Source organism: Okibacterium endophyticum (genome assembly GCF_054780075.1).
Genome location: NZ_BAAGXA010000006.1, coordinates 196,799 through 217,239, shown reverse-complemented (window position 1 = coordinate 217,239; position 20,441 = coordinate 196,799). Strand labels below are relative to the sequence as shown.

18 protein-coding genes are annotated in these 20,441 nt (G+C 64.2%); 11 read left to right on the top strand and 7 right to left on the bottom strand.

The genetic code is table 11. The features are described from left to right. The first annotated feature begins 1 nt into the window (after position 1). Both ACYVF5_RS09600 and ACYVF5_RS09595 read left to right on the top strand, forming a co-directional pair. The gene (locus ACYVF5_RS09600; RefSeq protein WP_460945705.1) at positions 2-3,397 is read left to right on the top strand and encodes an RHS repeat-associated core domain-containing protein; all 3,396 of its coding nucleotides are present in this window, start codon (positions 2-4) and stop codon (positions 3,395-3,397) included. 45 nt (positions 3,398-3,442) lie between these two features. After that, entirely contained in the window at positions 3,443-3,655 is a 213-nt protein-coding gene (locus ACYVF5_RS09595; protein WP_460945825.1) for a hypothetical protein, read from the top strand. Here ACYVF5_RS09595 and ACYVF5_RS09590 read toward each other — a convergent pair. The 3 genes from ACYVF5_RS09590 to ACYVF5_RS09580 form a co-directional block, all read right to left on the bottom strand. Then, complete coding sequence (locus ACYVF5_RS09590) at positions 3,609-3,956, bottom strand: integrase core domain-containing protein (protein WP_460945703.1); 348 nt, start codon at positions 3,954-3,956, stop codon at positions 3,609-3,611. The two genes, ACYVF5_RS09595 and ACYVF5_RS09590, sit on opposite strands and share 47 nt — an antisense overlap. A gap of 1,067 nt (positions 3,957-5,023) precedes the next feature. Next, positions 5,024-6,460 carry a MinD/ParA family ATP-binding protein gene (locus ACYVF5_RS09585; RefSeq protein WP_460945701.1) on the bottom strand — a complete coding sequence of 479 codons (1,437 nt, stop codon included), beginning with the start codon at positions 6,458-6,460 and terminating at the stop codon, positions 5,024-5,026. 98 nt (positions 6,461-6,558) lie between these two features. Continuing rightward, the gene (locus tag ACYVF5_RS09580) at positions 6,559-7,947 is read right to left on the bottom strand and encodes a glycine--tRNA ligase (RefSeq protein WP_460945699.1); all 1,389 of its coding nucleotides are present in this window, start codon (positions 7,945-7,947) and stop codon (positions 6,559-6,561) included. A gap of 193 nt (positions 7,948-8,140) precedes the next feature. Here ACYVF5_RS09580 and ACYVF5_RS09575 point away from each other — a divergent pair, with 193 nt between their 5' ends. The 7 genes from ACYVF5_RS09575 (at position 8,141) to ACYVF5_RS09545 (ending at position 15,324) form a co-directional block, all read left to right on the top strand. Further along, positions 8,141-10,585, top strand: a complete 2,445-nt coding sequence (locus tag ACYVF5_RS09575) for a bifunctional lysylphosphatidylglycerol flippase/synthetase MprF (protein WP_460945697.1) — start codon at positions 8,141-8,143, stop codon at positions 10,583-10,585. A 51-nt stretch (positions 10,586-10,636) separates the two neighbouring features. Then, the gene (locus tag ACYVF5_RS09570; protein ID WP_460945695.1) at positions 10,637-11,842 is read left to right on the top strand and encodes a serine/threonine-protein kinase; all 1,206 of its coding nucleotides are present in this window, start codon (positions 10,637-10,639) and stop codon (positions 11,840-11,842) included. Positions 11,843-11,856: 14 nt separating this feature from the next. Then, entirely contained in the window at positions 11,857-12,432 is a 576-nt protein-coding gene (locus ACYVF5_RS09565) for a hypothetical protein (RefSeq protein ID WP_460945693.1), read from the top strand. Positions 12,433-12,497: 65 nt separating this feature from the next. Further along, a complete protein-coding gene (locus tag ACYVF5_RS09560) occupies positions 12,498-13,115 on the top strand; it encodes a flavodoxin family protein (protein ID WP_460945691.1) in 618 nt (205 codons plus the stop codon). 97 nt (positions 13,116-13,212) lie between these two features. Beyond that, entirely contained in the window at positions 13,213-13,890 is a 678-nt protein-coding gene (locus tag ACYVF5_RS09555) for a DUF6766 family protein (protein WP_460945689.1), read from the top strand. 56 nt (positions 13,891-13,946) lie between these two features. After that, positions 13,947-14,255, top strand: coding sequence for a hypothetical protein (locus ACYVF5_RS09550; protein ID WP_460945687.1), 309 nt, complete (start codon positions 13,947-13,949; stop codon positions 14,253-14,255). After that, positions 14,239-15,324: a YihY/virulence factor BrkB family protein gene (locus ACYVF5_RS09545; RefSeq protein WP_460945685.1), complete on the top strand. Its 1,086-nt coding sequence runs from the start codon at positions 14,239-14,241 to the stop codon at positions 15,322-15,324. Before ACYVF5_RS09550 ends, ACYVF5_RS09545 begins: the two co-directional genes overlap by 17 nt. On the opposite strand, the gene ACYVF5_RS09540 is transcribed toward ACYVF5_RS09545, so the two are convergent. From ACYVF5_RS09540 to ACYVF5_RS09530, 3 genes are read right to left on the bottom strand one after another with little or no spacing between them, the layout of a single operon-like run. Beyond that, positions 15,309-15,845, bottom strand: a complete 537-nt coding sequence (locus ACYVF5_RS09540; protein ID WP_460945683.1) for a methylated-DNA--[protein]-cysteine S-methyltransferase — start codon at positions 15,843-15,845, stop codon at positions 15,309-15,311. The genes ACYVF5_RS09545 and ACYVF5_RS09540 overlap by 16 nt on opposite strands. Further along, on the bottom strand, positions 15,842-17,389 hold the full coding sequence (locus ACYVF5_RS09535) for an AlkA N-terminal domain-containing protein (protein ID WP_460945681.1): 1,548 nt from the start codon (positions 17,387-17,389) through the stop codon (positions 15,842-15,844). Before ACYVF5_RS09535 ends, ACYVF5_RS09540 begins: the two co-directional genes overlap by 4 nt. Positions 17,390-17,421: 32 nt before the next feature. After that, positions 17,422-17,910, bottom strand: a complete 489-nt coding sequence (locus tag ACYVF5_RS09530; protein ID WP_460945679.1) for a MarR family winged helix-turn-helix transcriptional regulator — start codon at positions 17,908-17,910, stop codon at positions 17,422-17,424. A gap of 197 nt (positions 17,911-18,107) precedes the next feature. Here ACYVF5_RS09530 and ACYVF5_RS09525 point away from each other — a divergent pair, with 197 nt between their 5' ends. After that, positions 18,108-18,635 (top strand): nitroreductase family deazaflavin-dependent oxidoreductase, encoded by a 528-nt coding sequence (locus tag ACYVF5_RS09525; protein ID WP_460945677.1) that lies wholly within the window; start codon positions 18,108-18,110, stop codon positions 18,633-18,635. A gap of 70 nt (positions 18,636-18,705) precedes the next feature. On the opposite strand, the gene ACYVF5_RS09520 is transcribed toward ACYVF5_RS09525, so the two are convergent. Next, positions 18,706-19,005 carry a hypothetical protein gene (locus tag ACYVF5_RS09520; RefSeq protein ID WP_460945675.1) on the bottom strand — a complete coding sequence of 100 codons (300 nt, stop codon included), beginning with the start codon at positions 19,003-19,005 and terminating at the stop codon, positions 18,706-18,708. A gap of 200 nt (positions 19,006-19,205) precedes the next feature. Here ACYVF5_RS09520 and ACYVF5_RS09515 point away from each other — a divergent pair, with 200 nt between their 5' ends. Continuing rightward, complete coding sequence (locus ACYVF5_RS09515) at positions 19,206-20,441, top strand: IS1249 family transposase (RefSeq protein WP_460945823.1); 1,236 nt, start codon at positions 19,206-19,208, stop codon at positions 20,439-20,441.

The window sequence follows — 20,441 nt, the reverse complement described above, 5'->3', positions numbered from 1 at the left end:
GATGGGCACGCTGCGCTCAGGCACCATTGGACCCACGGGGGTTTTTGTGTTTCGGAAAGCATCGTTGTACACCGCACTTGGAACATTTATCGGTGTAGGAAGCTTGCTCGCGGCGTCATTGCCAGCGACGGCATCAAACCGTGCAGAACCTGCAGTCGAGATGCCAGAATCGTCGGCCTTGGCCTCCACGCCATGGACGCCGTCGGCAGAGGCTTCAGAGGTGGTGCCGCCGGGCGATGAAGAGGGCAGCGAACCTGTCGCCCCGGATGGTGATTCGACTGTGCCGCCCGATGCAGACGGAGAGGTCAGTCCTCACGGTGCACCACCTGGCACTCCTGTGGGTGCGCCCGGTTTGGGTTCCATGCCGTATTTTTCGTTTGAAGAATTCGACCTGGGAGATAGGTCGACCGCGCGCGTGAATATCGCCAACGGAAACCTGCTTGTCGAATCATCGGATATTGCGATCGCCGGGCCGGGTGTTGGGATCGATCTCGGCCGTGTGTACAACGGACTATCGTCGCTTGACGGCGCACTTGGCGGCGGTTGGGACTTCTCGGTTCCCGATCTCACGGCCACCTTCAACAATCAGACAACGGCGACGTTCACGACCGCCAACGGATTCAAAGTTGAGTTTGCGAAGAACTCGAGCGGCGTGTGGGAGAGCGCGCCGGGAAGTAACCTCACCCTGACCGAGGATCAGAACCAGAAGCTGGTTGTGACCTCGAACCAGACGGGGGAGAAATACACGTTCGGCAACTTCGGCCATAGAGCAACTTACACTGATCGCAACGGTGTTGGCATCGACTACGACGGGAACACCTGGGGCGATTTTGAGGGCATGGTTGATGCGGCGGGTCGTGCTGTGAATATCACCACATACTTCGGTGCTCGCACGGGCTTGGCAGATTCGGCCGGCCGAACAGTTGCATACTCCTGGGACAACGAGAATCGACTTGAAACAGTGGTCGGCGCGGACGGCAACCTCACAACGACTTATACATACGACAGTGAGGGTCGGCTCGCGAGCATCTCCTCAAGCTTCTCGGGAGGATCACAGCCGCAAGATCTGGTCACCGAGTTCACGTACGATGCTCAGCATCGGGTCACCGAGGTTCGGGAAGGCCTCTCGGGTAGCACGGACCGGATCGTGACCGGGTTCGCCTATAGCTCTGCCCAAACGGTGGTGACCGACCCCAACGGCAACGATTCGACGTTCGAATTCGACAATGAAGGTCGCGTGGTGAAAACGATCGATCCCCTCGACCGGGAGCGGTCACAGACGTGGACATCGAACAGTGACGTGCAGACGACGACGGACGCCTTCGCAAGCGGCGGTAACGCCGGAAACACCACCACGTATGAATACGACGCGAACAACAATCGGACGAGCGCAACCCTCCCCACGGGCGCCGCGGCAACCGCTGCCTATGCGCAGGGCGTCGACTGTCCCAACGGCGGAAGTGGACACCCGTATCTGGCCAAGTGCAGCACCGATGACGCCGGAAACTCGAAGTCCTACGAATACGACGCAGCCGGTAACCCCACCAAAGTCACGAACTCCACTGCCGGTGCCGTGGAGCATGAATACACGTATGAAACAAGCGATCGCACCGTGTGTGGTGGGTTCGCCGGACAAGTGTGCACCGCCAAGGACGGAAACGGAAACGTCACCGCGTACTCCTATGACGTCGATGGCAACCTGGCCACGGTCACTCCTCCCGCACCGCTCGGGACGACAACGTACGCCTATGACTCGATCGGCCGAGTGACGTCGGTCACGGATGGCAACGGTGACACGACCGGCTACGCCTACGACGTCTTCGACAGACTCGTCAAGACCACATACGAGAACAACGACGAGCAGCACGTCTCGTACCGCGGGAACGGCGATGTCGCGGACGAATGGGACAACGCTGGCCGAGAGCGGAGATCCTTCTTCGATGCGTACGGTCGCACCGACAGTTACTTCATGGACCTCTATGGCGAGTCCCTTGTGCAACAAACTCAACTCAACCTTGATGCGACCGGGAATCTGGTCGCGTTCCGAGACCCACAAGTTGGCCAGCACGTGTTCTATGGGTACGACGCAGCCAACCAGCTGACGTCTGTACGCGACAATGACGGGGTTTGCCCGACGAGCGGGGCTCCCACTGCAGGGTCGGAATGCGTGCTATTCGAGTATGACCTCAACGGCGCAGAAACCAAGCGCATCTTTCCCGGCGGCGCTGCCCAGGAAACGCAACGCGATGCATCGGGACGCCCCACCCGAATCACCGCAAAAGACTCCGGCGGAACTGTCGGCGTTGACATCGGCTACAGCTACAGCGCCGGCACAGCCTCTCCAGCCAACGACCGCAGCAACGTGCAAACTCGCTTCTCAGCAGTTGAGGAAGGCGTCTCAGCTGATACGACAACGCAGTACGTCTACGATTCCTACAACCGGCTTACGCAGGCCAGTTCCTCCGCGGGATTCCCCGGTATAGGCATCATGTATAAGCAGTGGACTTATGACTATGACAACGCCGGGAACCGCATTCAGCAAGTACAGCGGGGTCTCCCTAGCCACCCGACGACCACGATCGACTACACCTACAACGCGGCCCATCAACTCGTTTCGACTACCACCGACGTCGCGAGTTGGGAGTACGACGCCGCTGGCAATCAAACCGCCAACGGCACCACCGGTGCGACGTTCGACTACGGGGATCGTCTGCAGGTAACCGCAATCGGCAGCACCCCTGTGACCAGCTTCGGACAAGGGAACACCGAACAACTCACCATCGGAAACGACCGCACGTTCAGAACCATGCCCATCGGCCTGACACGGGAGACGAACGGCGCGGGTTCGGTCTCATACATCCGAACCGCGGACAACGACCCAGTCGGCTACGCCAAGGGAATCTCCGAGTACTACTACGCGAAGGACCACCTCGGTTCCGTCGTCGGGATATTCTCCGAAACTGGAGCCTTTGAGGGCGGATACAGCTATTCGCCGTACGGAGAGACGCAAGCCACTGGCACGAGTACTGCTGTGACCGACAACCGGCTCCGCTATATCGGCGGCTACCAAGAGTCTGACAACGTGTACAAGCTCGGCGCACGATACTACGACGCCACTATCGGCAGGTTCACGCAGATGGACCCCTCCGGGCAGGAAGCGCACCCCTACTCCTACGCCGCCTGCAACCCGATTAACGCGAAAGACCCTACGGGCACTGATTGCGCAGGAGCAATTTTCACTCTTGTTCTCGGATCCGTGTCTCTCGCTGCGTCCACGATCGGATTGATCGTGGGCGCCCCCACGCTCTTCTTAGGTGCCGTCGCTGCGATTGGATTCATCGCCTCTGTCACGGGTGTTGTCTACAGTGTCGGTGACATCATAAATTCGTGCGGTTGAGCAATTTGTGCGTACTTGGTAGCGCCGAGCAAATTGGAGTAGTCAATGACTGAAGAGTCTCGGGCAAGAAAGCGCATGTTGGGTTGGCTTGCGTTGTTGTTCGTTCAAGTCGTCGTCGTCGTGGCCTGTGTGCTCTTTGCAAATAAGCCGGCCGGGTGGTATATCGCGGGTGGAAGCGCACTCTCGGCGATCCCCGTGACCTGGCAGGTCATCAGGCTGACGACGCGCATCGGCTCCCTACGTGACGATGGAAATTAGGGTGGGATTGGCGGGGTGCACGGTTGACCCGGCGGTTCCAGGTGATCGCCTCGGGCGGGCGGGCGTTGTTGTACTCGATCCGGTAGCTCGTGGCCCGTTCGATCAGCTCGATCCCGTCGGGGATATCGTGGAGGAAGAGCCGCTCGTACTTCAGCGTGCCGAATCCGCGTTCGCGTGACCCGTTCTGTCTCGGGCGCGGACCTTCGTGCGCACGTGCCGCAGCTCGGGGCGGGTGGTGATGAACAACTGGAAGTTCAATGACACGGAAGGGGCCACCGTTATCGGTCGCGTTCCGCCGCACGCCAACGAGGAACGGCGGCGTGGGACTGAAAACCGCCGTGGCTGGGGCCTACAGCCCGGCGGCGATCGAGGGCGCATACAGCTATTCGCCATATGGAACAACACGAGTGACTGCCACGAGCGCTGCCGTGACCGACGACGACTTCTCTACATCGGCGGTCAACCACGACTCGTGGAACGACAATAGTGATGAGCGAGGAAGGCAAGAGCGCAGAGTCAAAGCCCGGGAGATACAAGTGGCGCTATGGGCCTCTCCGCCTCGTTATGCCTTGGCTTTGTATCGCCGCGGGAATCCTCATGGCGATCAAGGGTGTTCTCGATCTCGGCGCGAAGAGTAGTGGCGACCCCTTTTTCTGATCTTGGGCTCGAGTCTCATCGTGCTCGGGATCGTCGCGTTCTTCGTTTACCGGTGGATGGCGAAGCGAGGTATCTGAACGTTAAGCGCGGTAGGGCAGTAGCCGAAGCATTGTCGTGACTGTCATATTACGGAGTAGTCAACTCGTAGATGTTTAATGTTGCTGACCCGCGTCGTGGTCCGGTTCGTATATGCGACGCCAGCCAGCAAGTTCGCTTCGTCTCCGTCTGGCGACCTGTCCGGGTGTAACCCGATCGACTCGTTGGATCCCAAGGAACAGGTAATGAGACTCAACCGCAGGCCCAGGAGAATCCTCAGTATTTTGCTGAAGTTTGGCGTTCTGATTATTGCCCTGACCATCCTTATCGGTCGACCCGAGGGGGTCCTGTTCTCGGCCTTGCTGGTTGTAGCCGTCCTGATGATCGCCGCTGACATCGCTACGTATTACGCCGCTCGGCGCGCAAATAAGTAGTCTCTTGTCCCTCGGGTTGGAGTCGCTGTTTGAAAGGCCAGCAATCCGAGGCCCATTCCGCCGCGTGTCAGCGCGAAAGCCATTAATTTGCTGCTGGTTGTATGGACGATCACCGTGCGACTCACGCAGTCGAGGTGCGGGGCGAATTCGCCACGCGCGCCTCGATTTGTGATGCGCTACACGAAATAGGGTGGCGCGTCGCGAAAGGAGTAGCGGTCGGTGCCTGAGGCGGCCGCGCGCCCTACAGTCCGGCGGCGATCGAGCCGGCCACCTTCAGCCACGCCTCGCGGGTCTCGGGCGACAGTGCCTCCATGTTCACGGCGCCGCCGTCGACGAGCGACGAGTCATAGGGAACGGCGACCACGTCGCGCGTCAGCGCACGGAAGTGGGTCATCAGACGCCGCTGAAGAGCCTCATCCGACTTCTTCGACGGTGACGCGAGCACGGTGACGGCGTGTGCGACCTTGTCTCCGTAGCCCTTCTCGCGCAGGCCGTCGAGCAGCCAGGCAGCACTTGCCGCGGTGTCTTCGCGCACGGTCGACACGATCACGAGCTGGTCGGCTGCCTCGATCGCGGCCTCCCAGTTCGAGGCGCGCATGTTGTTGCCGGTGTCGATGACGATCAACCGGTAGAACCGGCTGAGCGTCGCATGCAGCCGGTTGAACGCGGCTGCATCGATCGTCGACGAGGCGGCGGCGTCTTCGTCTGAGGCCAGCACGTCGAACTGCGAGTCCGCCTGGGCGCGCACATAGTTGTCGAGGTCGCCGACACGTGCCCGGCGGGCATCCGCGAACCGGTCGAGATCGTTGAGCAGGTCGACGGCCGTGCGGTGGTGATGAGCGGACTGCGCCCGCCAGCCGAGAGTGCCGCGGGTCTCGTTGTTGTCCCACGCGAGGGTCGATCCGCCGCGATAGGTGCCGAACGTCGCCGAGAGCAGAACCGTCGCCGTGGTCTTGTGCGCTCCGCCCTTGGGATTCACGATCACGATCGTGCGCGGACCCGCGAAGATCTTCTGCACGTTCTCGATCGTCTCGCGCCGAGATCGCTCGGCTTTTCCCGGACGAGGTGAGATCGCGCCACCGGTCATCCGGTGAATCGAGCCCTGCCATCCCATCTTGGCCGGGCCGCTGGCGACCTGAGGCCTGGAACGCAGCAGGTCGTCGAGCGTCGGCAACGCTTGACCGTTGGGCCCGACGGATGCCTGGGCCGGCCGGTACGCGGGTACCGCGGGCTCAGGTGCAACGGGTCCAGGTGCAACGGGCTCAGGTGCAACGGGCACTGGTGCGGCGGCGGGCAGCGGTTCGCCCGCGCTGTCAGCCGCTGCCGCCGCCGCCGGAGGAGGGGGCGGAGGAACGGCAGCCGTCGACGCAGCAGCAGCAGCAGGAGCGGGTGCGGCAGGCGCAGCAGCAGCGGGGATCCCGACGGTGACCTCGTCCACTCGGCCGTCTGGGTGCACAAGCAGCGGCCAGCGCTCGGAGTTCTCGTACAACACCACCTGGAGTGCACGACCACGGGCCTCCGCCTCACGGGCGACGAGCTGCACAACACGTGCGCGAAGCCGCTCGGGGTCGTCTGCCGAGAGCAGCTGCTCCGTGCCGGCGATATCGACGACGGCGGTCAGATCGTCTTTGACGCGCGCGATGATCTCGCGGTCTTCGCGAACATCGTTTGTGGTCATTCGTTCTCCTGTTTCATGCGTTCATCCGTTCCGAACGGCTGCCCGGCATCGCTCCGAACAGCCGTCTGAAAGCGGGCGACGTTCGTCACTGAGCCTGCCTATGCGCCGATGAGGCGTGCCGCGAGATATGCCTCGAGCTGATCAAGGGGGATTCTCTCCTGTTGCATGGTGTCGCGGTCGCGAACGGTCACCGCGTTGTCTTCGAGGGTATCGAAGTCCACGGTGACGCAGAACGGTGTGCCGATCTCGTCTTGCCTGCGATACCGGCGGCCGATCGCCTGTGCGTCGTCGAAGTCGATGTTCCAGTGCTTGCGCAGTCTGTCGGCGAGCCCGCGAGCCGTGGGAGAGAGGGTTTCGTTGCGCGACAGGGGAAGCACGGCGACCTTCACGGGTGCCAAACGGTGGTCGAGCTTCAGCACCGTACGCGTGTCGACTCCGCCCTTGGCGTTCGGCACGTCCTCCTGGTGGAACGCGTCGACGAGAAAGGCCATCAGGGCGCGGGTGAGCCCGAACGACGGTTCGATCACATAGGGGATGTATCGCTCGCCCGACTGCTGGTCGAAGTACGACAGCTCTTTGCCCGAGTGCTCCGAGTGCGTCTTGAGGTCGTAGTCCGTGCGGTTCGCCACACCCATGAGCTCGCCCCAGTCGCCACCGACGAAACCGAACTTGTATTCGATGTCGACGGTGCGCTTCGAGTAGTGCGCGAGCGACTCCGGCGAGTGCTCGAGGCGACGGATGTTCTCTGGATCGATCCCGAGATCGGTGAACCAGTCCCAGCAGAGGTCGATCCAGGTCTGAAACCACTCCTCGTCTTCGCCCGGCTTCACAAAGAACTCGAGTTCCATCTGCTCGAACTCGCGTGTGCGGAAGATGAAGTTGCCCGGTGTGATCTCGTTGCGGAACGCCTTGCCGATCTGGCCGATGCCGAACGGCGGCTTCTTGCGAGAGGTCTGCAGCACAGCGGCGAAGTCGGTGAAGATGCCCTGCGCGGTCTCCGGCCGCAGGTAGTGCAGACCGCTCTCGTCTTCGAGAACACCGAGGTACGTCTTGAGCATGCCCGAGAACTGCCTGATCTCGGTCCACTGTCCGATCTTCTTGGGGTGCTCGGGGTCTGGGATGTCAGCGAGACCGTTCGTGGGCGGGTGCCCGTGCTCCTGCTCATACGCCTCGAAGAGGTGATCAGCCCGGTAGCGTTTGTGGGTGATGAGCGACTCGGTCAGCGGGTCGTTGAACACCTCGACGTGACCGGATGCCTTCCAGACGGCCGTCGGCAGGATGATCGCCGAATCCAGGCCGACGACATCGCCCCTGCCCTGGACGAAGGCTTTCCACCACTGTCGCTTGATGTTCTCCTTGAGCTCGACGCCGAGGGGCCCGTAGTCCCAGGCGGAGCGCGTGCCTCCGTAGATCTCGCCCGAGGGGAAGACGAAGCCGCGATGCTGCGCGAGCGTGATGACGGACTCGAGGCGGGACTGGTCTGACAAAATTCCTCCGAAACGTGGGCACGACTGCACGTAATCCTAGCCGCAGGGCGTGAATTGCCACTGCTGGGGCTGTTGAGAGGAGCCCTCCATACGGAATGATGCGGTGTGTGCGTCACAGCGGATGCACCCGTGCAGGAAGGCAGACATGCGAGACCTCGTGAGACTGTTCTGGCGTTCGCTGCGGAGCACCCCCGTGAGCATCGCACTGGCGGCAGTGTTCGTCGTCTGCGCCGTGCTTGCGGGGTCTGCGCTTGCTCCGATCGGTGACGAATCGTCGCTCTGGTGGGGAGCCGGCGTCTCATCGACGGTCGGTGCCGTGCACTGGTGGACGCCTGTCACAGCGCTTCTCATCGCAGGCGACCCTCTGCAGCTTGTTCTGTCGGTGCTCGCAGCGCTGGCGGTCTTCGGCGCTGCCGAACGCCTGATGGGGCCGATGAGGGCGGCGTTCGCGTTCTTGGCGACCGGCGTGGTCGGCGTGACGATAGGGGTGCTCCTGCAGACCCTGGGGCAGAGCATCGGAGAGTGGTGGTCGACCGCGACGGCCGACGACCTGTCGACAGACCCGTTCGTCGGCATCGCGGGCGCCATCATGACCGCCAGCGCGTTCGCATCCGTGCTCTGGCGACGGCGCATCCGTGTGGTCACGCTCGCCTTCATCCTGATCTTCGTGCTCTACGCGGGCGATCCGGTCAACATGTACCGCTTGCTCGCCGCCCTCGCGGGGCTGTTGCTCGGTGCGATCCTCGCGCGCGACCGGTCGACCCTCAGGCTCACCCACAGCTCGCACATGGAGAGACGCGAGTTGATCGCCACGGTCGTCGCGGTGAGTGCCGTCGGCCCTCTCGTCGCCCTGACCAACCCCACGAGCTTCACTCCGCTCGCGCTCGTCTCATCGCTGTTCGGCGATACATTTCCCGACCGTGCGGAGACCCTCGCCCGCTGTGCCGACGATGCGACCGCCGCCTGCGAGCATGACCTCGCTCTCGTGAGCGCTGCCGGGGTCGGGCCGGTGCTGCTCTCGCTGATGCCCCTGTTGCTGCTGATCGTCGCCGCCATCGGGCTGCGCAAGGGCCGCAGAGCCGCGCTCTGGCTCGCCATCGGCGTGAACGCCGCCTTCGTCGTCATCAGCTTCGCCGGACTCGACGTGGCGACAGACATCCAGCAGGCCCTCGCCGACTCCGGAACCGCCGTCGACGTTGTCGAATGGGTGGTGTGGGTCGGGTCAGCCGTGCTCGTTCCGGTCGCGATCGCGGCGTTGCTGCTGATCAACCGCGGCGAGTTCGCCCTCGTCGCTCCGCGTGAGGCACTCATCGGCTTCGGCTCGGTCACGGCACTCGTTTTCGTTGTGCTCGCCGTCGTCTACTTCGTCGTCGGGTTCTTCACCCTCGGTTCGTATGTTCCCGCCACAACACCGCCCGAGCTCGCGCTCGACACGCTGATGCGATTCGTGCCCTCGAGCCTGGCTTCTGGGCTCGACACCGTCATCGTGCCGACGGATCCGATCGCGATCGTCGTGTATCGCTGGGCCGGAGTGGTCTTCTGGGTTGCGGTCATCGTCGGGCTGCTGCGGCTGTTCCGGGCGACGGATTCTCGTGCGCGCCTGACAGATCACCACCGGGTGCAGCAGCTTCTGCGCCGCGAGGGCGGTGGAACCCTCGGTTACATGGCGACCTGGCCGGGGAACGTGTACTGGTTCAGCGACGATGGCGACGCGGCAGTGACGTATCGGGTCACCGGCGGGATCGCACTCACCCTGTCTGACCCGATCTGCCCGACGGGCCGAGAGGAACAGACGATCAGGGAGTTCGCCGCGTTCTGCGACACCCACAACTGGACTCCGGCGTTCTACAGCGTGCACGAAGAGCATGTGCCGGTCTTCGACCGACTGGGATGGCAGTGCCTGTCTGTCGGCGAAGAGACGCTGATGCACCCGCAGCAGTTCGACCTCGTCGGCAAGCCATGGCAGAAGGTCAGACAGGCGCTCAACAAGGGGATCAAGGCGGGAATCACCACCGAATGGACGACCTACCGTGAGCTGTCGGTCGTGCGGACGACGCAGCTCAAGGTGATATCGGAGCAATGGGTGTCGGAGAAGGCGCTCCCCGAGATGGGCTTCACCCTCGGCGGCATGGACGAGCTGAAAGACCCCGAGGTCAAACTGATGCTCGCGATCGGGCCGGATGATCGTGTGCAGGCGATCACCAGCTGGCTGCCGATGTATCGAGACGGCCGGGTCGTCGGCTGGACCATCGACTTCATGCGGCGTGCTGACGACAGCATGCCCGGCATCATGGAGTTTCTCATCGCGTCGGCCGCACTGCACATGAAAGAGACGGGGATCGAGGTGCTCAGCCTCTCTGGCGCACCACTCGCCAAGAAGCCGGGCGACGTGCGCCAGGAGCCCACCGCCATGGACAGACTGCTCACGTTCCTCGCCGACACACTCGAACCGGCATACGGGTTCTCAAGCCTGTTCCGGTTCAAGGCGAAGTTCAACCCGACCTATTCGACGATCTATCTCGCTTATCCCGATCCGCTCGCCCTGCCGGCGATCGGCACGGCCATCAGCAGGGCCTACCTTCCCGACGTGAGCCCGAAGCAGGCCGCAGAGCTGGTGCGCACCCTCGTCGCTCGGTGACGGTTGGGGCGTCAGGTCGCCCGGTTATCATGGGCACACAGGAGCGTGATCGTGGCAGAACCACCGAATGTAGAAACGATAGGCCTTGTTCTCGGCGGACGTTACCGGGTTGAGTCCCTGATCGGACGAGGGGGCATGGCGTCGGTGTATCGAGCCCGTGACGAGGTGCTCGACCGTGATGTCGCGCTCAAGGTCTTTCGGTCCGACGCGACTGACGCCGAACAGCTTCTGCGTCAGCAGGCCGAGGTCCGTATGCTCGCCGCACTCAACCACCCCGGGCTTGCGATGCTCATCGACGCCGGTGTGGACGACCAGCCCGACGGCCCGCCCCACGCGTTCGTGGTGATGCAGCTGATCGACGGGTCCGACCTGCGCTCCCGGCTCGAAGACGGCCCGCTGGCACCGCCAGAGGTCGCGCAGATCGGCGCCGACCTCGCCGACGCTCTCCACCACATCCATTCGCACGGGATCGTGCATCGCGACATCAAGCCCGCGAACATCCTGATGGCTCACGCCGTCGGGGCCGACACCCGGATGCACCCCAAGCTCACCGACTTCGGCATCGCCCGCCTCGTCGACAGCACGAGGCTGACGGCGACAGGCACCACGATCGGCACGGCGAACTATCTCAGTCCGGAGCAGGCAAAGGGCGAGCACGTGGGGCCGCCGAGCGATGTCTATTCACTGGGGCTCGTGCTGCTCGAATGCCTCACCGGTGAACAGGCCTTCCCCGGCCCGGCCGTGGAGTCCGCTATCGCCCGTGTTCTCGCCGAGCCGCCGATTCCCGAAGACGTCGGTCCACGGTGGACGGAGACGATCCGCTCGCTCACGGCGAAGAACCCCGAGGACCGTCCGACGGCGCACGAGGTCGCGATGGCTCTTCGCACCGACCCGCAGGCGATGGCAGCGTCGTCGGCAGACGAGGCGAAAACGGTGGCATTCGCCGCCCACACACAAGCCGACGCTCCGACGGTGGCGACGGAGCTGCTCTCGCACATCGAGAATGACGAGAACGATGGGTCTGGCGCCCAGGCGACGCCAGAGGAGCCGAAAAACGAATCGAAACCGGCGCGCAAACCGAACTGGGGCATCCGCATCGGCCTCATCGCCGCAGTGCTTCTGATCGCGGCGATCGTCACGATGATCCTGACCGGGTTCCCCCGCGGGGGCGAGGTCGTGGAACCGCCGCAGTACCCTGCTGTGCCCGGTCAGATCGGTGAAGACCTGAAAGAAATCCAAGAGAGCGTGGAGCAGTGAAGGCATACGGAGCAGTGAACGCACGCAGGTGGCGCCCCGCGGTCGCCGTCTCGGCCGTGCTGGCGGTGTTCGCCCTCTCGGGCTGTGCCCCGCAGGCCGATCTCGATGCCGAAGCCGCCGGGATCCTTCAGCAGAACGTGCTCGAGGTGACCCAGGCCGTTGCCGACGGCGACTTCGCGGGCGCGATGACCGAGCTCGACGAACTGGCCGCTGCACTCGACAAGGCGGCGTCCGACGGCTCGGTGTCATTCGCACGTCACCAGGACATCGAGCAGGCTCTCGAAACCGTGAGAGCCGACGTTCAGGCTGCCCTCGATGCGGCAGAGCCGCCGCCCGTCGAGGAACCGCTGCCTGAAGACCAGGCGACCGACTCCGGCACCGAGGGCAACGTCGACGACGGCAACGGCAACGACGGCAACGGCAACGACGGCAACGACGGCAACCAGGGCGACGGGAACGGCAACGAGGGCAACCAGGGCGACGGGAACGGCGACAACGGGAACGGTGGCGGCAACGAGGGCAACGGCAACAGTCCGCCGCCCAGCTCAGAGCCCGAACCCACGCCCGAGACAACCTCAACACCCTCGTGATGCCGCAGGCAGGCTCCTCGATGTGACCCGTTGGGAGCACTGACGCGCCGGGCCACACTGGGGCTATGACAGAAACCTTGAAGGCTCTCGCGCTCATCTGCACGCTGACTCCCTCGCCGGGGGCGTCAAGCAGTGAGCTCATCGCCCAGCAGTTTATGGGTGAGCTCACCCGGCACGGTGTGACGGGCGACCTGATTCGTGTCGTCGACCACAACATCGCGCCCGGCGTGCAGACCGATATGGGAGACGGCGACGAATGGCCCGCCATTCGACAGCGGATTCTCGACGCCGACATCCTGATGATCTCGACACCGACCTGGCTGGGCAATATGTCGAGCGTCGCCCAGCGTGTGCTCGAACGGCTCGACGCCGAGCTGAGCGAGACGGATGCGATGGGTCGCCCGATCCTGTTCGACAAGGTGGCCGCTGTGGCCGTTGTGGGAAACGAGGACGGCGCTCACGCGATCACCGCGAGCCTCTACCAGGGCCTGAGCGACCTGGGGTTCACCGTGCCGTCGCAGGCCGTCGCCTATTGGAACGGTGAGGCGATGCACGGCACTGACTACAAGGACCTCCCGTCGATTCCAGACCCCGTTGTGGCGGCGATGAGAACCGCCGCGGCGAACACCTCCCATCTCGCCGGGCTCTTGACGGCGAGCCCGTACCCGGTTCTCGAGGGATGAGGCAGACGATGCGTGCAGTTTTCAGCGGTTGGCTCATCGTGATCGGCGCCGGCCTGGTGTACATGCTGGTCATCGCTTTGTCTGGGAGGTGAGTGAGATGTCCACACAGCTGAAACAGCACCGACTGAGCCTGGCTTTCGCGCTGATATTCGTTCTGGCCCTCATCGGCCAGGCATTCGCCGGACTCGGCGTCTACAACGAGGAGCAGGCGTCGCACGGGCAGGCTACGGTCTCTCTCGGCCAGTTCGTGACGTCGTCGGACTTCGTGGTCGATGTCGCCGAGAACTGGCAGTCGGAGTACCTGCAGTTCTTCCTCTTCATTCTCGCGACGATCTGGTTTGTGCAACGTGGATCGCCCGAGTCGAAGAAACCGGGAGACGAGGGGGTCGACAGCGACGAGACAGAGCTGGTGGGAGAATATGCGCGGCATGATTCGCCGCCGTCGGCGAAAGCCGGCGGGTTTCGCCTCTGGCTCTTCTCGAACTCGCTGCTGCTTGTGATGGGCGCGATCTTTCTGCTCTCGTGGTGGGCGCAGTCGGTGGCGGGCATGGTCGTCTATAACGAGGAACAGGTTCTGCACGGCGCATCGCCCGTGGACTGGCTCGGCTACGTCGGATCGGCTGATTTCTGGAACCGCACCCTGCAGAACTGGCAGTCCGAGTTTCTGGCCGTCGGCAGCATGGTCGCGCTCTCGGTGTACCTGCGCCAGCGCGGGTCGCCGGAGTCGAAGCTCGTCGGCGCGCCGCACGACGTGACGGCTGTGACCCCCGACTGATGAAGTGACCCGACTGATGAACGGTGCGCGTGTGCACACACGGAATGGAGGCAGACGTGAGTGATGCGATGGTCGACGCAGACACCGGAACCGGTCTCTCGACGAACTACAGCGAGCGGGTCGGCAACATCGGCCCGAACGTGCGCCGGCTCAACATCGAGGAGCAGCGTGAGGAGCTCGCCGCGACGATCGCGGCGATCAGACGCAAGGTCAACGCGGGGATGGCGGTCGCTGCGCTCGGCGCGATCGTCGCGGCCGCACTTGCCATCGTGATCAGTGTGGGGTCTCTGCGAAAGCACCGTGACGCCGAAGCGCAACTCGCATCGCACCGAAGAGGACGGAGCCGTCGTGGCGAAGAAGGCTGACACAACGCAGAAGGCTGACGGTCCGAAGAACGCTGCGGGCAGTGCCGTGCCGTCTGCCAGCGCACCGGTCAAGGCGAATTCGCCCACGGGCATCCGTCGGGCGAGTTGGTTCGCCGTCTTCAAACGCGCCATCCGCGAGTTCGGAAAAGACGAGGCCGTCGATGTCGCGGCGGCGCTGACGTATTACGCGGTTCTCGCGATGTTCCCGGCGCTGTTGGCCATCGTCTCGCTGCTCGCCCTGGTCGGCCAGGACGAGAACGTGATCGACGGCATGCTGGAGCTCTTCGGCGCCCTCGCTCCAGAAGCCACCGTCGACACGCTGAGGGGGCCTCTCACAGAGCTGACGGCGGCGCCCGGGGCGGGTCTCGCGTTCGTCATCGGTCTGGGCGGGGCGATCTGGTCTGCCTCTGGATACGTTCGGTCGTTCTCTCGCGGCATGAACCGGATCTATCGTGTGCAGGAGGGGCGGCCGTTCTTCAGGCTGCAACCGGTCATCCTCACGATCACCGTCTTCGCGATCGCGCTGCTCACGGTGATGGCGCTCCTTCTGATCGTCACCGGACCCATAGCCGAAGCGGTGGGTTCGCTGATCGGCCTGGGCGAGACGGCACTTCTTGTGTGGAACATCGCCAAATGGCCGGTGCTCGTGCTGCTCGCCGTCATCATCATCGCCGTGCTCTACTACTTCACCCCCAACATCAAGCAGCCCAGGTTCCGTTGGGTGAGCGTCGGCGCCGCCGTTGCGCTTCTGGTCTGGGCACTGGCAACCACCGGGTTCTTCTTCTATGCGGCCAACTTCTCGAACTACGACGAGACGTACGGTTCGCTCGGTGGGGTGATCATCTTTCTGCTGTGGCTGTATCTGAGCAACATGGCGCTGCTCTTCGGGGCAGAGATCGATTCAGAACTCGAACGCGTGCGTGAGCTGCAGGCCGGGATCAAGGCCGAATACACCGTGCAGCTGCCGCTCAGGCACACCTCTCAGATCGACAAGAACATCGAAGCCGAAGCCGCGGCGGTGCTTGAGGCGCGCAACCTGCGCCTCTCAAGCGGTCATAACAGGGGTTGATCCTCGCGCCGCACGGCTTCCCTGTCGAGGAGCGACTGTTTCACGTCGAGTCCCCAGGCGAATCCGCCGAGCGACCCGTCGCTGCGCAGCACGCGGTGGCATGGCACGAAGAGGGCTGGCGCGTTCGTGGCACACGCGCTCGCCGCGGCTCGCACGGCCGCCGGGTTGCCGGCCTCGGCCGCGAATTCGGTGTAGGTGAGTGGCGAACCGGGCCGGATGCGCCGCAGCACCTGCCAGGCCCGCACACGGAACTCGCCGCCGGATTGCGCCACCGGCACGGTGTCGATGGTGTGCAGTGCGCCGTCGTAGTAGGCCCGCACGGCGTCAGCGGCCGGAGTCACGCCCACGGCTGTGCTCAGGGGGCGCAGAGCCGACGAGATCCGCGACAGAAGTGCGTCGGCGTCTGGTGTCCAGCCGGATGCAAGCACCGCGCCGTCGTCTCGCGCGATGATCGTGAACGGGCCGTCCGGTGTGTGCACGGTCTGTCTGATGGCGACGGTCTCTGGGGTCATCGTGCTCATGATGTGGAGCCTTTCGGTGATGCGGATGAGGGGTGCGTGCGTGAGACGGGCTGTCGCGCTGGGCGGGGCGGGGCTGTGCCCGCCGCTCGCCAGAGGTGCATTGAGAGGTAGCTGCGCCACGGCGAGAGCTCGTCGACCGCGGCGGCGAGCTCACGCGGGGTGTCAGGCAGTCCGAGCGAACGCGCGCCGGCTCTGAGGGCGACGTCACCGGTGAGCAGAACATCGGTGCTGCCGAGCACCCGCATGCTCACGTAGCCGGCCGTCCAGTCTCCGATGCCACGGAAGGCGGTGAGCGCCAGGTGCTGATCGTCGGGATCGTCTGCCCAGGAGATCTGCAGCGCCCCGGTCGCCAGAGCGTCGGCCACGCGCATGATCGTGGTGATGCGTGCCCGCGGTCCGACGAGAGCAGCTGGCCCGTGTTCGAGAATCTGCGCGGCAGTCGGGAACAGCCGGGTGACGTCGTCACCCTCGAGAGAGGCCCCCGCCGCTTCTGTGAGCCTGTTCAGCTGAGTTCGGGCAGCCGCAACGCTGACCTGCTGCCCGATGAGGGCGCGGAAGAGCATCTCTTCGGGGTCGACGGCACCGGGCAAACGGATGCCGGGCGTCGCCGCAACGCTGTCGGCGACGGCCGGGTGGGCCGAGAGCGCCCGGTCGACGGCGACCGGGTCCGCATCGAGGTCGAACAACCTGCGCACACGGGCCACAAGCGAAGCGAGATCGGCGAGCGCTGTCAGGCGAGCGGTCAGGCGCAACTGCGATGCGGCATCCGCACCGCGCTCGACGGTGAAGACTGCCGGCCCGGATGCCAGTGAGATCGTGCGTGTGTAGCGCGCCTCTTCTGCCCATTCGACGCCCGTGACCGCCCTCGGTCGCAGCCAGGCGAACACCCCAGCCGAATCGAAGGGGGCGCGGTAGGGCAGCTGCAGGCTGATGGTGCCGGGGCGTTCGGTTGCGCGCGATGGGGCGCCACCGCGTCGTTGCCGGTGGCGGAGCTCGGTCGGGGTGAGCTGGAACACCTCTGCCACGGTGTCGTTGAACTGGCGGATGCTCGTGAAACCCGCCGCGAAGGCGATGTCGGAGAACGCGAGGTCTGTGGACGTGAGCAGGGTTCGAGCCGTTTGCGCACGGTTGGCCCGAGCCAGAGCGAGCGGCCCCGCGCCGAGTTCTGCCGTGAGCAGGCGAGTGAGGTGACGGGTGGAGTACCCGAGCCTGGACGCCAGGCCGGGAACGCCGTCGCGTTCGATGAGGCCGTCGGAGATCAGCCGCATCGCACGACTGGCGACGTCGCTGCTGAGATTCCAGCGGGGAGTCCCCGGCACGGCGTCTGGCAGGCAGCGCTTGCACGCACGGAAGCCGGCTTCGTGTGCTGCGGCGCTCGTCGGGTAGAACGTGACGTTCTGCGGTCTCGGGGTGCGCGCCGGGCAGCTGGGGCGGCAGTAGATTCCGGTGGACCGCACGGCGGTGATGAACTGCCCGTCGAACCGAGGATCCCGTGCCTGGATCACGCGGTAACGCTCGTCGAAGCTGAGCTCTCGTGCTGCCATTCCTCGAGTCTCGCACTCCGAGGTCGAGACCGCTAGCGGGAATCGGACACGGCAGTTCGTGGCCTCGGCACGTGGCTGCGGCTCGCGGGCCTGCTCCCGTACAACCGGTCGGTGAGTGACCTGAGCTGCTTGAGCTCGTCGTCGCTCAGACGGTCGCCGACGACATTCGCGATCGTGTCGATGTGTGCGGCGGCAACGCGCCTGTAGGCATCGAAACCCGCGGCGGTCATGCGCACGATGGTTCCGCGGCGGTCATCCGGGTCCTGCTCCTTGATCACGATTCCGCGCGCGACGAGCCGGTCGACCAGCCGGCTGACGCTCGGCTGGCTCAAGAAGACGAGCTCGTTGAGATCGCGAAGACGAGCGGCGCGCTCCGGCTGAAGCGACAGGTTGAAGAGCACGTCGTACTCGTTCAGCGACATCTCGTGTGTGGGAAAGTCGGCCGCGAGCCTTCGCATCACCTGCACTTGAGCCCGAAAAAGAGACTCCCAGGTGGCAACCGCTTGCGACTTCGACGCCATCGCTCCTCCGCTCTTCTCCTCGAGGGTACCCCTCCACAAGGGGGAGGGACCGATACGGCGTCGATGTCCTGCTCGATGCGGGGAACATGCGCACGGCGTGCCTGGCGCCGCCTGCTGGCGTGACCGGAGCTGAGAAATCGACACGCGTTGTCGACGAGGGCCTGTGACCGCGGAGCTGCGAGCGGCAGAATCGGACTATGCTCCCACGTTCGTTCCGGCCGCTGGTCTCGCGCTTCTCTCGATCGCGCTTCTTCCGTCGAGTCGGCCCAACGGTGATGCCGCCCCTCGAGCGGATGATGGCGTGGCTGACCCGAGGACGTGTGCAACTGAGCGGGCTGCTCCTTCCCTCGCTCGTCCTGCACACGATCGGCGCGAAGTCGGGAGCCGAACGCGAGACAGTTGTGATGTACTGCCCCGAGCCCGGTGGGCGGATGCTCGTGACCGGAAGCAATTTCGCCAGGGGCGGGCATCCGGCGTGGACCTGGAACCTCATGGCGCACCCCGACATCGAGGTGAGCGTGCGCGGACGGCGCATTCCGGTGCACGCGACGTTGATCGAAGACGCTGAGCGCGAGGAGGTCTGGACGGCCCTCGAAGAGAACTGGCCTCACTATCGCGACTACGAGCGGGCGTCGGGTCGTGTGCTGCGGATCTTTCGGCTCGTGCCTGTCTCGGAGGCATCGCACCCCGAGACCCTCTCTGAGGGTCCGGTGCGACGATCGTGAAACGGAGGCCTGGCATCGAGATCGATCTGAGCGCGCGTCGATCTCGATGCGGCGGCGCTTCACGAGCTCTCTACTCGATCGGCTCGGCCTCGTTGTCATCCGCGGGGCGGGTCGGGCCAGGCGGGATGACGATCGAGCGGTAGAGCAGCACCAGACCCCAGACGTTCACCACGAAGCCGGCCACGAGGGCGAGGATGCCGACGAGCAGCAGCAGGTCGCCCCGCACCAAACCGAGGACGGCGAGGAGGATGCCGGCGGCGACGACGAGAAGGCCGCCACCGAAGCAGATGAAGCCGAGCACACGCTGAGACCGGGCCTTCTGGGTCGGAGGCCGGCCCGCGGCATCCGCCCTGTCGTCGCTGGCGCTCATCGTCCCAGGGTACTCAGTGTGCATTGCTCGGTGCGCGTTGCTCGACGCGGTTGCAGAAGGCGATAATGCGGAAAAGCGGGGTTATAGGCAAGAAATAGTGGATGGGATTTCGGTCTAGCCGCGTGATCGTGCGGTAGGACGGGGATTGTTATGGTCCGCGACCCTTAGTCGTGGACCTTCCCTCGAATTCAACGACCTGCATGGTATGTGGATCGCATCTTGTGAAGAATGGCCGGCACCCGTCAGGGACTCAACGCTGGCGGTGCCGAACCTGCGGCTCGTCCGCGACTCGCACGCGCACGGACGTGACCGAGCGCGAACAGCTGCGACGGTTTCTGTCCTGGCTGACCGGGAAAGCGTCACAGGCCGAGTTCGGCGGTGGAACGGGCCGGTCGTTCCGACACGAAACAGCATGGTGCTGGCAGCTGGAACCACGCCTACCTGTGACCGGCGAAGTCCACGATGCAGTCCTCGTCGACGGGGTCTGGATCGGATCCTGGTGTCTGCTGATCGCCCAGTCCAGTACCGGACATGTGATCGCCTGGCAATGGGCCGCTCGTGAATCCACCGCCGCTTGGGAAGCGCTGTTCGAACACGTTCCGCAACCAACCGTGGTCGTCACCGACGGCGGAACCGGCATCCGCTCAGCACTGGCGAACACATGGCCCGAGACCGCGATCCAACGCTGCATCTTCCACCTGCAACTCAACGTCACCCGCGAACTGACACGGAAACCACGACTGAAAGCAGGCCGTGCGCTGAGACAGATCGCGTTGAACCTCACCGAGGTTCAGGACGTGGACGCCGCGATTACCTGGCGCCTCACACTCGAACAATGGTGGCAACAGTTCGGGTACCTCACCAAAGAACGAACCCTGTACGACAACGGCCAGTTCGGCTACACCCATCTCAAACTCCGCCGAGCCTGGAACATCCTGCACCGCGCCACCGAAGCTGGCCACGTCTTCACCTCGCTCAAACACGGCAACCCGAGAGCGACCTCACGCCTCGAAGGCCTGAACTCGCAAATCCGACACCTACTCCGACACCACCGCGGCATGCCGATCACGCACCGCAGACGAGCCGCCGAGTGGTTCCTGCTGCTCCACGAAATCCCGATCACCCGCGCACACCACTACGCGCACAAACCCGTGCCAACACCGCCACCAGCACCAAGCGAAGAGCAAATCGGACCAGCGCTCTACGACACAGCACTCACCGCAGAAGAAGGCCTCTGGCACCGCACCGGATGGCAGGACGCTCATGACACGCCCGAACCCATCCACTATTTCTTGCCTATAAGCCGAAAAGCGGGGCCGGTTAACGGACTGAGGGCCGGTCGTAGAGGCTTACGACCGGCCCTCTCCCTTGCACCAAGAGTGTCCTGCAATCACATTCCGCGTCAGCTGCCACAGCAAACAACTGACGCTCTATGA

Bases quoted from the DNA above. Each gene is read 5' to 3' on its own strand.
- ACYVF5_RS09600 (WP_460945705.1), top strand. From the start codon at position 2: ATGGGCACGCTGCGCTCAGGCACCATTGGACCCACGGGGGTTTTTGTG.
- ACYVF5_RS09595 (WP_460945825.1), top strand. From the start codon at position 3,443: ATGACTGAAGAGTCTCGGGCAAGAAAGCGCATGTTGGGTTGGCTTGCG.
- ACYVF5_RS09585 (WP_460945701.1), bottom strand. From the start codon at position 6,460: ATGACCACAAACGATGTTCGCGAAGACCGCGAGATCATCGCGCGCGTC.
- ACYVF5_RS09560 (WP_460945691.1), top strand. From the start codon at position 12,498: ATGACAGAAACCTTGAAGGCTCTCGCGCTCATCTGCACGCTGACTCCC.
- ACYVF5_RS09555 (WP_460945689.1), top strand. From the start codon at position 13,213: ATGTCCACACAGCTGAAACAGCACCGACTGAGCCTGGCTTTCGCGCTG.
- ACYVF5_RS09540 (WP_460945683.1), bottom strand. From the start codon at position 15,845: ATGAGCACGATGACCCCAGAGACCGTCGCCATCAGACAGACCGTGCAC.
- ACYVF5_RS09535 (WP_460945681.1), bottom strand. From the start codon at position 17,389: ATGGCAGCACGAGAGCTCAGCTTCGACGAGCGTTACCGCGTGATCCAG.
- ACYVF5_RS09530 (WP_460945679.1), bottom strand. From the start codon at position 17,910: ATGGCGTCGAAGTCGCAAGCGGTTGCCACCTGGGAGTCTCTTTTTCGG.
- ACYVF5_RS09525 (WP_460945677.1), top strand. From the start codon at position 18,108: ATGCTCCCACGTTCGTTCCGGCCGCTGGTCTCGCGCTTCTCTCGATCG.
- ACYVF5_RS09520 (WP_460945675.1), bottom strand. From the start codon at position 19,005: ATGAGCGCCAGCGACGACAGGGCGGATGCCGCGGGCCGGCCTCCGACC.
- ACYVF5_RS09515 (WP_460945823.1), top strand. From the start codon at position 19,206: ATGGTATGTGGATCGCATCTTGTGAAGAATGGCCGGCACCCGTCAGGG.